The sequence below is a fragment of the Pseudomonas sp. MT3 genome, from assembly GCF_054720805.1.
Genome location: NZ_JBTVPY010000001.1, coordinates 379351 through 390714 on the forward strand (window position 1 = coordinate 379351; position 11364 = coordinate 390714).

The following is an 11364-nucleotide window of genomic DNA, read 5'->3' on the forward strand; positions in this document are numbered from 1 at the left end:
CGGGCACGCCGGGGGGCCGCCAGGGCCTCCGGCGATTGCGCCGCACCTTCGGGGTGCTGCTAGCATCGCGGCATCCCCCAACGTCCGTACCGAGGCATGGAATGCTCGCCGCGCTCAAGCGTTACCCGCTGCAGGTCAACCTGCTGCTCTGCTCCACGCTCCTGCTGACCCTGGCGCGCGCCATTACCCTGCCTTACCTGGTGATCTACCTCTCGACGAACTTCGACCTGGCCGTCAGCCGCATCGGCCTGCTGCTGGGCGGGGCGCTGGTCGGCGGTTCGCTGATCAGCCTCTACGGCGGCTACCTGATCGACCGGATGCCCGGCTACCGCCTGATCCTCGGCTTCAGCGCCTGCTTCGTCGCCGCCTTCATCGGCATGTGCCTGACGGACAACCTCTGGCTGTTCTTTTTCTTCCTGCTCGGCTTCAACTTCGCCTACTCGGTGACCGACGTGGTGGTGAAGACCGCCTTCGGCCGGCTGCTGGCGGCGGGCGAGCAGAGCCGCGCCTTCTCCATCCGCTACACCCTGATCAACCTCGCCTACGCCATCGGTCCCTTCATCGGCGCCGGGCTGGCGCAATGGAGCCAGAAGCTGCCCTTCATGGTGTCCGCGGCCCTGGGCGGCCTCTTTCTGCTGGCCTTCCTGCGCTATGGCGACCGTGACATGCGCCCGGCCGCCGGGGTGGCGCCGCCCTCCTTCCTGGCGGTGATGGGCGTGCTGTCGCGGGATCGCCGGCTGATGTACTTCACCGTCGGCGGGGCCTTCACCGCCGTGGTATTCGGCCAGTTCTCCGCCTACCTGTCGCAGTACCTGGTCGCCACCGGCACGGCGGAATACGCCTACCAGGTGATCCAGACCATCCTCGGGGTCAACGCGGTGACGGTGATCTGCCTGCAGTACCTGCTGGGCAAACGCATCGACAATGCGCACCTGCAGCGCTGGCTGATCGTCGGCCTGGGCCTGTTCGTGCTGGGCATCGTCGGCTTCGGCCTGTCCCGGCATCTCGCGCACTGGGGCCTGGCAATGGTCGTGTTCACCCTCGGCGAGATCATCGTGATCCCCGCCGAGTACATGTTCATCGACCGCATCGCCCCGCCCCATCTGCGCGGCGTGTACTACGGCACGCAGAACCTGTCGAACCTCGGCGGCGGCGCCGGCCCGGTGCTGGTCGGCTTCGCCCTGAGCCTGTGGGCGCCGCACTGGGTGTTCGTGATGCTCGCCGGCTGCATCGCCGTCGGCGCCTTCTTCTACGTCGCCGGCGCCTCTCGGCCCTCGCCCCGGCCGCACGACTGACGAACGACCTTGCGCGGCTCCGGGGAGTGACGCGGCTGCTCGGCATCCTGCCCGGCGCCATCAGCCTGTGGGGGCTCGACGGTGAGCTGCTGAGCCGCAACCCGCGCCGAGGACGACAAGGGTCATCGCCCGAGCGCGTGGCATGAGTTCAAGGGCCGGATGAAGACCGAGTTTTCCTCCGCCGACGCGCCGTCCCGTTCAGCGCCGACCAGGACGGTACCTGGGGCGAACTGAACCTGGACGTCGACTACCGGCTCGTCGAGCGGACCAGCCTGACCCGCTCGCTCGGGATCCAGAAAGCGTTCGATGGCGAAGGGCGCAGCCACGAAGGCATCATCGGCATCAAGGTGAAATTCCGAGGAATGAGACCGGGTCCGGCCGGGGGAACACGACATGCGCCAGCAGGAACAACGCCATCTACGCGCCGTCCGCACGACGGCCTACAACAACGAGGTTGCCGCCGAACTGCTCCAGGAGCTGCTGGCCCGCGCCTGCAGCGAAGACCAGGCGCGGCGCATCCGCTGTGCCAGGCGCCAGTTGCTCAGGGATGCCGACGCCCTCGAACTCGTCTGGCAGGCCCTCAGCACCCCGGATGCCACCCCCAGGCCCTGACTCAGGCGTGCTGGATACCGGCGCGCTTGAGCAACTGCCGGCAGCGCTCCGACAGGTGCACCACGCGCAGGTGCTTGCCCGCCCTGGCATACCGCTCGCGCAGCGTCTTCAGCGCGGCGATGGCCGAGTAATCGACGAAGCTCAGGTGCGCGCAGTCCAGGGTGACCTGCTGCGGGTCATTGGCCGGGTCGAACTGGTTGAGGAACGGCGTGCTGGAAGCGAAGAACAGCGTGCCGTGCACGCGGTAGAGCCGGCTGCCATCGGCCTCGTCATGCACATCGGCGTACAGCTCGCGGGCGTGTTTCCAGGCAAAGTCCAGGGCGGCGAGGATGATGCCGCAGAACACCGCGGTCGCCAGATCGGTGGCCACGGTGATCGCGGTCACCGCGATGATCACCAGCACGTCGCTCAGCGGCACCTTGTGCAGCACCCGCAGCGAAGCCCAGGCGAAGGTCTGCTGCGATACCACGAACATCACGCCCACCAGCGCCGCCAGCGGGATGCGCTCGATCAGCGGCGATAGGAACAGCACGAAGAACAGGATCATCACCCCGGCCACCACGCCCGACAGCCGGCCACGGCCGCCCGAGCTCAGGTTGATCACCGTCTGGCCGATCATGGCGCAGCCGCCCATGCCGCCGAACAGCCCGGAAACGATATTGGCGCCGCCCAGCGCCACGCACTCGCGGTCGGGAAAGCCGCGGCTCTCGGTGATCTCGTCGGTGAGGTTGAGGGTCAGCAGGGTTTCCAGCAGCCCGACCATCGCCATGAGGAAGGCATAGGGCGCGATGATCCGCAGGGTTTCCAGGTTCCACGGGATGTCCGGCAGAGCGAACGGCGGCAGGCCGCCGGCGATGTGCGCCATATCGCCCAACGTGCGGGTCGGCAGGTTCAGCAGGTAGACCAGCAGGCCGACGCCCAGGATCGCCACCAGCGCCGGCGGCACCGCGCGGGTCAGGCGCGGCAGTCCATACACCACCGTCATGGTCAGCGCCACCAGCCCCAGCATCAGGTACAGCGGGTTGCCGCTCAGCCAGTGTTCGCCGTCCTTGAAATGCTCCATCTGCGCCAGCGCGATGACGATCGCCAGGCCATTCACGAACCCCAGCATCACCGGGTGCGGCACCATCCGCACCAGCTTGCCCAGGCGCAGCAGGCCGAAGCCGATCATCACCAGCCCGCCCAGCAGCACCGTGGCCAGCAGGTACTGCACCCCGTGCTGCACCACCAGGGCGACGATCACCACCGCCATCGAACCGGCCGCGCCGGACACCATGCCGGGCCGTCCGCCGAACAACGCGGTCAGGGTGCAGAGGATAAAGGCGCCATACAGCCCCATCAGCGGATTGAGGTGGGCGACCAGGGCAAAGGCGATGCACTCGGGTACCAGGGCGAAGGACGTGGTCAGTCCTGCCAGGACATCGGCACGCAGGCGGGCGGGTTTCATGGTTCGACTCGGGACGGGTGTTGCGAAAAAGATCGGCAATGGTACGGAAATGCATCGCGCACGGCCACTCGCTACACCCGCGCGGCGTACCGGTCAGTTCTCCGGAGCCGAGGACCCGACCTCGACGATACCGCGGGCTTCGATCCGCGCTCATGGCGAAGCGGGTGAAACCGGGCCACCGCCCTATCCGGCCTGCCCCTGTACCAGCGCCCCGTGCAGGAACAACTGCTCCAGCACGCTGGCCGAGCTGGAGCTGGCCGCCCGGCCATAGCGCACGGCGTCGACCATGCCGTAGACCATCGAGAGGAAGAGCTCGGTGAACACCGCGGCGGTGATGTCGATGCGGAACACGCCGATCTGCTGGCCGCGTAGGAAGAAGGCGTCCACGGCGGCGGTGTAGTAGCGCCAGCGTTCGGTGGTGGTTTCGATGTCGAGGCTTTCGGCGCGGTACTGGAAGAGCAGGAAGGCCAGCATCTCGCGATGCTTGAGGTGTTCGCCGATCAGCCGGCGCAGTGCATCCAGCGGTTGCGCCTGCTGCAGTTCGGCGGCCTCGAGGATCTGCCGGATCACCGAGTGGCCATAGTTGTCCAGCATCTCCAGCAGATTGTCACGGGTGCCGCAGAAGCGGTGCAACGTGGCCTTGCTCACCCCTGCCGATGCCGCCAGCTCCTTCAGTGTCGCCCGAGGGCGATCGACGATAGCGACGGCCAGCGCATTGAGAAGACGTTCATCGTGGGCAGTGAGTGTCATTCGTAGCCTCGGAACCGGGTGTCGGGTTGCTTCGATGTTGGAGAGTCTCATTGTGCAGAAAAAGCCTCTCCTTTTGAAAGGATATGTCACATTTTATACACTCTAGAAGCATATGAGACAATATTGACTCATTTTGTTTTTAAAAGGATCATACGCACCTTTCCAGTTAGAGCAGACCCGGGTGAATCATGGGCAGGTTGCGTGCGGTAGGGATGATCAGCGCTTGGATGGCAGCGATGGCGCTGGCCGGTTGCGGGCCTTCGGGCGAGCCGGAAGCGGTCGCCGAGGTCGCCCGCCCGGTGGATGTGGTGGCGGTGGTCACCGAGCCGCTGGTGTTGACCTCGGAATTGCCCGGTCGCATCGAGCCCATGCGGGTGGCCGAGGTCCGCGCGCGGGTCGCCGGCATCGTGCTGCAGAAGCGCTTCGAGGAAGGCGCCGACGTGAAGGCCGGCGAGTTGCTGTTCCAGATCGACCCGGCGCCGCTGAAGGCTGCCGTGTCCCGCGCCGAAGGCGAACTGGCGCGTGCCCAGGCTTCGCTCTACGAGGCGCAGGCGCGGGTCAGGCGCTATGAGCCGCTGGTGAAGATCGAAGCGGTCAGCCAGCAGGACTTCGACACCGCCACGGCGGACATGCGCAGCGCCCAGGCGGCGGTACGCTCGGCCCAGGCGGACGTGGAAACCGCGCGGCTGAACCTGGGCTACGCCTCGGTCAAGGCACCGATTTCCGGGCGTATCGGCCGTGCGCTGGTCACCGAGGGCGCACTGGTCGGCCAGGGCGAGGCGACGCTGATGGCGCGCATCCAGCAGCTCGACCCGATCTACGCCGACTTCACCCAGCCGGTGGCCGACGCGCTGCGCCTGCGCGAGGCGCTCAAGGGCGGCAACCTCTCCGCCGGCCAGAGCCAGGCGCTGAGCATCCGTGTCGACGGCACGAACTACCAGCGCCAGGGTGAGCTGCTGTTCACCGATGTCTCGGTGGACCGTGGCACCGGCCAGGTGTCGCTGCGCGGCAGCTTCGCCAACCCCGACGGTGTGCTGCTGCCGGGCATGTACGTGCGGGTCACCGCACCGCAGGGCAGCGACGACAAGGCCATCCTGGTGCCCCAGCGCGCCGTGCAGCGCGCCACCGACGGCAGCGCCCACGTGCTGGTGATCGGCGCCGACAGCCGCGTCGAAACCCGGTCGGTGGTGACCGGTGCCATGCAGGGCTCGCGCTGGCAGATCAGCCAGGGCCTGGCCAGCGGCGACCAGGTGATCGTCGGCGGCCTCACCGGCCTGCAGCCGGGCAGCAAGGTCGAACCGCGTTCCGCGCAGGAACAACAGGCGGCACGCCAGTAAGGCCGGGCTCGCCGCGAGGAATCTTTCATGTCCAAGTTCTTCATCATGCGCCCCAACTTCGCGTGGGTGGTGGCGCTGTTCATCTCCCTGGCCGGCCTGCTGGTCATTCCGTTGCTGCCGGTGGCGCAGTACCCCAACGTGGCGCCGCCGCAGATCAGCGTGACCGCCACCTACCCCGGCGCCTCGGCGCAGGTGCTGGTGGACTCGGTCACCAGCGTGATCGAGGAGGAGCTCAACGGCGCCAAGGGCCTGCTCTACTTCGAGTCCACCAGCAACTCCAACGGCATGGCCGAGGTGGTGGTCACCTTCCAGCCCGGTACCAACCCGGAGCTGGCCCAGGTGGACGTGCAGAACCGCCTGAAGAAGGCCGAGGCGCGCATGCCCCAGGCCGTGCTCACCCAGGGGCTGGAGGTCGAGCAGACCAGCGCCGGCTTCCTGCTGATCTACGCGCTCAACTACAAGGAAGGCGCCCAGCGCAGCGATACCACCGCCCTGGGCGACTACGCCGCGCGCAACATCAACAACGAGCTGCGCCGCGTCTCCGGCGTCGGCAAGCTGCAGTTCTTCTCCTCCGAAGCGGCCATGCGCGTCTGGATCGACCCGCAGAAGCTGGTGGGCTATGGCCTCTCCATCGACGATGTGGGCAACGCCATCCGCGGGCAGAACGTGCAGGTGCCGGCCGGCAGCTTCGGCAGCTCGCCGGGCAGCACCCAGCAGGAACTGACCGCGACCCTGGCGGTGAAAGGCACCCTCGATGATCCGGCGGAGTTCGGCCGCGTCGTGCTGCGCGCCAATCCCGACGGCTCCACCGTGAAGCTGGCCGATGTCGCACGCCTGGAAGTGGGCAGCGAAAGCTACAACTTCACCGCGCGCCTGAACGGCAAGCCGGCGGTGGCCGGCGCCATCCAGCTCTCCCCCGGCGCCAACGCGCTGCAGACCGCCGCCCTGGTGAAGGAGCGCCTGGCCGAGCTGGCGGTGAACTTCCCCGACGACATCGAGTACTCGGTGCCCTACGACACCTCGCGCTTCGTCGACGTGGCCATCGAGAAGGTCATCCACACCCTGCTCGAAGCGATGGTGCTGGTGTTCCTGGTGATGTTCCTGTTCCTGCAGAACGTGCGCTACACCCTGATCCCGGCCATCGTGGTGCCGGTGTGCCTGCTCGGTACGCTGACGATGATGTACCTGCTGGGCTTCTCGGTGAACATGATGACCATGTTCGGCATGGTGCTGGCCATCGGCATCCTGGTGGACGACGCCATCGTGGTGGTGGAGAACGTCGAGCGGATCATGGCCGAGGAAGGGCTCTCCCCCGCCGCCGCCACGGTCAAGGCGATGGGCCAGGTGTCCGGCGCCATCGTCGGCATCACCCTGGTACTGTCGGCGGTGTTCCTGCCGCTGGCGTTCATGGCCGGCTCGGTGGGCGTGATCTACCAGCAGTTCTCCCTGTCGCTGGCGGTGTCGATCCTGTTCTCCGGCTTCCTCGCCCTGACCTTCACTCCGGCGCTGTGCGCCACCCTGCTCAAGCCGATCCCCGAGGGTCACCACGAGAAGCGCGGCTTCTTCGGCGCCTTCAACCGCGGCTTCGCGCGCCTGACCGCGCGCTACACCCTGCTCAACAGCGCACTGGTCAAGCGTGCCGGGCGCTACATGCTGGTCTACGCCGGCATCATCGCCGTGCTCGGCTACACCTACGTGCGCCTGCCGGAGTCCTTCGTGCCGGTGGAAGACCAGGGCTACATGATCGTCGACATCCAACTGCCGCCGGGCGCCACCCGCGCGCGCACCGACCTCACCGGCCAGGAGCTGGAGCGCTACCTGATGTCCCGCGAGGCGGTCGATTCGGTGTTCCTGGTGATGGGCTTCAGCTTCTCCGGCATGGGCGAGAACGCCGCGCTGTCCTTCCCGACACTGAAGGACTGGTCCGTGCGCAGCGCCGAGCAGTCCGCCGACGCGGAGGCCACGCACACCAACGAACGCTTCGCCGGGATCAGCGACGGCGCGATCATGGCGGTCACTCCGCCGCCGATCGACGGCCTGGGCAACTCCGGCGGTTTCGCCCTGCGCCTGCAGGACCGCGCCGGCCTCGGCCGCGACGCCCTGCTGGCGGCCCGCGACCAGTTGCTGGGCGAAGCCAACGGCAACCCGAAGATCCTCTACGCGATGATGGAAGGCCTCGCCGAAGCGCCGCAGCTGCGCCTGGAAATCGACCGCGACAAGGCACGCACCCTCGGCGTGAGCTTCGAGTCGATCAGCAGTGCGCTGTCCGCCGCCTTCGGTTCGTCGGTGATCAACGACTTCGCCAACGCCGGCCGCCAGCAACGCGTGGTGGTGCAGGCCGAACAGGGCGAGCGGATGACCCCGGAAGCCGTGCTCAAGCTCTACGTACCCAACGCCGGCGGCGAGCTGGTGCCGCTGTCCGCCTTCGTCAGCACCCGCTGGGAAGAAGGCCCGGTGCAACTGGTGCGCTACAACGGCTACCCGTCGATCCGCATCGCCGGCGACGCCGCGCCCGGTGTCAGCACCGGCGAGGCGATGGCCGAAATGCAGCGCCTGGCCGCCGAACTGCCGGCGGGCATCAGCTACGAATGGACCGGCCTGTCCTACCAGGAGAGGGTCGCCAGCGGCCAGGCGGCGCAACTGTTCGCCCTCGCCATCCTGGTGGTGTTCCTGCTGCTGGTGGCGCTCTACGAGAGCTGGGCGATCCCGCTGTCGGTGATGCTCATCGTGCCCATCGGCGCCCTCGGCGCGGTGCTCGCGGTGACGGCCGTCGGCCTGCCCAACGACGTGTACTTCAAGGTCGGCCTGATCACCATCATCGGTCTTGCGGCGAAGAACGCGATCCTCATCGTCGAGTTCGCCAAGGAACTCTGGGAGAAGGGCTACAGCCTGCGCGAGGCCGCCATCGAGGCCGCTCGCCTGCGCTTCCGCCCGATCATCATGACCTCGATGGCCTTCATCCTCGGCGTGGTGCCGCTGACCATCGCCAGCGGCGCCGGCGCCGCCAGCCAGCGCGCCATCGGCACCGGGGTGATCGGCGGGATGCTCAGCGCCACGCTGCTGGGGGTGATCTTCGTGCCCGTCTGCTTCGTCTGGCTGCTGTCGCTGCTGCGCCGCCAACCCAGGCCCGCCCATCCATCCCTCGAGGCCACGGAGTGACCGCCATGCGCAAACCAGCCTTTGCCGCGTCAGCCCTGCTGCTGGTCCCGGCCCTGTTCCTGGCCGGCTGCTCCCTGGCGCCGACCTACGAACGTCCAGAAGCGCCCGTAGCCTCGAACTGGAGTGGCCCCGCCGCGCAGTCGGGCCGGGCCGCGAGCAACCTGGACTGGCAGACCTTCATCGTCGACAGCGAACTGCGCGACCTGGTGAACATCGCCCTGGACAACAACCGCTCGCTGCGCCAGACCCTGCTCGATATCGAACAGGCCCGCGCGCAATACCGCATCCAGCGCTCCGAGCGGGTGCCGGGCCTCGGCGCGACAGCCAACGGCAACCGCCAGCGGCTGCCGGGGGATCTCTCCAGCGACGGCCATTCCGGCGTGAGCAGCAGCTACCAGGTCGGCCTGTCGCTGCCCGAGTACGAAGTGGACCTGTTCGGCCGGGTGAAGAGCCTGACCGACGCCGCCCTGGAGCAATACCTGGCCACCGAGGAAGCCGGCCGCAGCGCGCGCCTGGCGCTGATCGCCGAAGTCAGCCAGGCCTACCTGAGCTACGACGGCGCCCAGCGTCGCCTGCAGCTCACCGAGCAGACCCTGGCCAGCCGCGAAGACTCGCTGGGCCTGATCGGCCAGCGGCGCACGGCCGGCGCCGCCACCGCGCTGGACTACCAGGAAGCGCTGGGACTGGTGGAACAGTCCCGCGCCGAACTGGAAAGCAACGCGCGGCAGAAGCAGCAGGCGCTCAACGCCCTGGTGCTGCTGCTCGGCACCCCGGACGCGGCGAAACGCATCCCGCAGTTGCCGCAGAACAAGCCGATGCTGGTCCAGGACATCGTTCCCGGCACGCCGTCCGAACTGATCGAGCGGCGCCCGGACATCCTCGCCGCCGAGCACCAGCTCAAGGCGCGCAACGCCGACATCGGCGCGGCCCGCGCGGCGTTCTTCCCGCGCATCAGCCTGACCGGCAGCTTCGGCACCTCCAGTGCGGAAATGTCCGGACTGTTCGACGGCGGCTCGCGCTCCTGGAGCTTCGTGCCGACACTGTCGCTGCCGATCTTCGATGCCGGCCGCAACCGCGCCAACCTCGACCTGGCCAAGGTGCGCAAGGACTCCGCCGTGGCCGCCTACGAAGGCACCATCCAGACGGCATTCCGCGAAGTGGCCGACGCCCTGGCGGCGACCGATACCCTGCGCCGCGAGGAAAGCGCCCGCCGCGCGCTGGCCAACACCACCAACGAGACGCTGAAGCTGGCCAAGGCGCGCTACGAAGGCGGCGTGGACAGCCACCTGCGCTACCTCGACGCACAGCGCAGCAACTTCATCAACGAGTCGGCCTACATCGAAACCAGCACCCAGCGGCAGATCGCCCTCGTCGACCTGTTCCGCGCCCTGGGCGGCGGCTGGAGCGGGGATGCGATGGCGCGGCGCTGATCACGCCCCCGCCGGCGGTGCGGCCCCCGCAGGGCGGACTCCTCTCGCGATGGATTTCGCGGACAGAGTCAGCTCCTACGGGGTGATCCGGGGCAGTAACGTTGCCCCCGACAGGGCGCTCTGCCCCATATCACCCCGCTTCACCCGATAGCCCGATAGACTGGCCCGACTTTCATCCTCTTCGGGGCGAATCGACCCTTCCCACTGGCGTCGGCGCAAGGCCGGCGCGGAGCGTAACGTAATGCACTTCGAGATCATCCTGGACCTGTTCGCAGCCCTCTGTTTCGGCGCGCTGATCGGCATGGAGCGGCAATGGCGGCAGCGTTTCACCGGCGTCGCCACCCACGGCCTGGTCGCCCTCGGCGCGGCCACCTTCGCCACCCTGCCCTTCCTCATGGGCGCGGAGGACCAGGTGGTGCGCATGTCCGCCCAGGTGGTCACCGGCATCGGTTTCCTCGGCGCCGGCGTGATCATGCGCGACGGTCTGAGCGTTCGCGGCCTGAGCACCGCCGCCACGATCTGGTGCACCGGCGCGGTAGGCGTGCTGGCCGGCAGCGGCTTCTTCCTCGCCGCGCTGTCCGCCACCCTGCTGATCGTCCTGTGCAACCTGACGCTGCCGCCGGTGACCCGCTGGATCCAGCGCTACGCGCCCATCGAGCCGAGCAGCGAACGCTACTACCTGATCGAGACGGTGACCGAAGCGCATCAGGAAGCTCTGGTGCGCTCCACCCTGCTCAATCGCCTGAGCGTCAACGGCCTGGCCCTGCAGCGCCTGGAAAGCCATGCGCGCAAGACCGGCGGCGAGGTGGAAGTGACGGCCCTGGTGCTCGCCCCCAGCAGCAAGGACAGCCTGCTGGAAACCCTGGTGGGCGAACTGGCGCTGGCCCCGTATGTCTCGGCGGCATGCTGGTCGATCAGCGAAGAACCACAGTGAAACCCCGCCATGAAGAGGGAGCTGGCCGGCTCCCTCTTCATGGCGGGCAATCAGGCGAAGACGAAGTACTTGCGCACCGTTTCCACCACTTCCCAGGTGCCCTTCATGCCCGGCTCGATGACGAACACATCGCCGGCACGCAGGTGGATCGGCTGCTCGCCCTCGGGGGTAATGACGCAGTAGCCATCGAGGAAATGGCAGTACTCCCACTTCCCGTAGTTCACCTCGAACTTGCCGGGGGTGCAGATCCAGGTGCCCATGATCTTGCTGCCGTCTTTCGAGGTGTAGGCATTGAGGTTGACGGTGTGCGGGTCGCCGCCGATGCGTTTCCATTGGGTGGCGTCCAGCACCGGGGTCGGACAGGTTTCGCGCAGCACGGTAATGAAGTCGGACATCTCAG

General features: G+C 67.7%; 10 protein-coding genes. 6 read left to right on the plus strand and 4 right to left on the minus strand.

Annotated elements, in window-relative coordinates:
* Positions 1 to 101 precede the first annotated feature (101 nt).
* The gene (locus tag ACYCAX_RS01640; protein WP_460247295.1) at positions 102 to 1295 is read left to right on the plus strand and encodes an MFS transporter; all 1194 of its coding nucleotides are present in this window, start codon (positions 102 to 104) and stop codon (positions 1293 to 1295) included.
* A 122-nt stretch (positions 1296 to 1417) separates the two neighbouring features.
* Here ACYCAX_RS01640 and ACYCAX_RS01645 read toward each other — a convergent pair whose 3' ends face one another.
* Positions 1418 to 1621: a hypothetical protein gene (locus ACYCAX_RS01645; protein ID WP_460247296.1), complete on the minus strand. Its 204-nt coding sequence runs from the start codon at positions 1619 to 1621 to the stop codon at positions 1418 to 1420.
* A 67-nt stretch (positions 1622 to 1688) separates the two neighbouring features.
* Here ACYCAX_RS01645 and ACYCAX_RS01650 point away from each other — a divergent pair, with 67 nt between their 5' ends.
* Positions 1689 to 1907 (plus strand): hypothetical protein, encoded by a 219-nt coding sequence (locus ACYCAX_RS01650; RefSeq protein ID WP_015477603.1) that lies wholly within the window; start codon positions 1689 to 1691, stop codon positions 1905 to 1907.
* Position 1908: 1 nt separating this feature from the next.
* On the opposite strand, the gene ACYCAX_RS01655 is transcribed toward ACYCAX_RS01650, so the two are convergent.
* Positions 1909 to 3354, minus strand: coding sequence for a SulP family inorganic anion transporter (locus tag ACYCAX_RS01655; protein WP_015477604.1), 1446 nt, complete (start codon positions 3352 to 3354; stop codon positions 1909 to 1911).
* Between the two features lie 183 nt (positions 3355 to 3537).
* Positions 3538 to 4104 (minus strand): TetR/AcrR family transcriptional regulator, encoded by a 567-nt coding sequence (locus tag ACYCAX_RS01660; protein ID WP_041712012.1) that lies wholly within the window; start codon positions 4102 to 4104, stop codon positions 3538 to 3540.
* Positions 4105 to 4292: 188 nt separating this feature from the next.
* Between ACYCAX_RS01660 and ACYCAX_RS01665 the strand changes: the two genes are divergently transcribed.
* The 4 genes from ACYCAX_RS01665 (at position 4293) to ACYCAX_RS01680 (ending at position 10964) form a co-directional block, all read left to right on the plus strand.
* On the plus strand, positions 4293 to 5441 hold the full coding sequence (locus ACYCAX_RS01665; protein ID WP_041712013.1) for a MexC family multidrug efflux RND transporter periplasmic adaptor subunit: 1149 nt from the start codon (positions 4293 to 4295) through the stop codon (positions 5439 to 5441).
* A 27-nt stretch (positions 5442 to 5468) separates the two neighbouring features.
* Entirely contained in the window at positions 5469 to 8600 is a 3132-nt protein-coding gene (locus ACYCAX_RS01670; RefSeq protein ID WP_460247297.1) for a multidrug efflux RND transporter permease subunit, read from the plus strand.
* A 5-nt stretch (positions 8601 to 8605) separates the two neighbouring features.
* On the plus strand, positions 8606 to 10030 hold the full coding sequence (locus ACYCAX_RS01675) for an efflux transporter outer membrane subunit (RefSeq protein WP_294981052.1): 1425 nt from the start codon (positions 8606 to 8608) through the stop codon (positions 10028 to 10030).
* 241 nt (positions 10031 to 10271) lie between these two features.
* Complete coding sequence (locus ACYCAX_RS01680) at positions 10272 to 10964, plus strand: MgtC/SapB family protein (protein WP_015477609.1); 693 nt, start codon at positions 10272 to 10274, stop codon at positions 10962 to 10964.
* A gap of 50 nt (positions 10965 to 11014) precedes the next feature.
* On the opposite strand, the gene ACYCAX_RS01685 is transcribed toward ACYCAX_RS01680, so the two are convergent.
* Positions 11015 to 11359 (minus strand): cupin domain-containing protein, encoded by a 345-nt coding sequence (locus tag ACYCAX_RS01685; RefSeq protein ID WP_015477610.1) that lies wholly within the window; start codon positions 11357 to 11359, stop codon positions 11015 to 11017.
* Positions 11360 to 11364 lie beyond the last annotated feature (5 nt).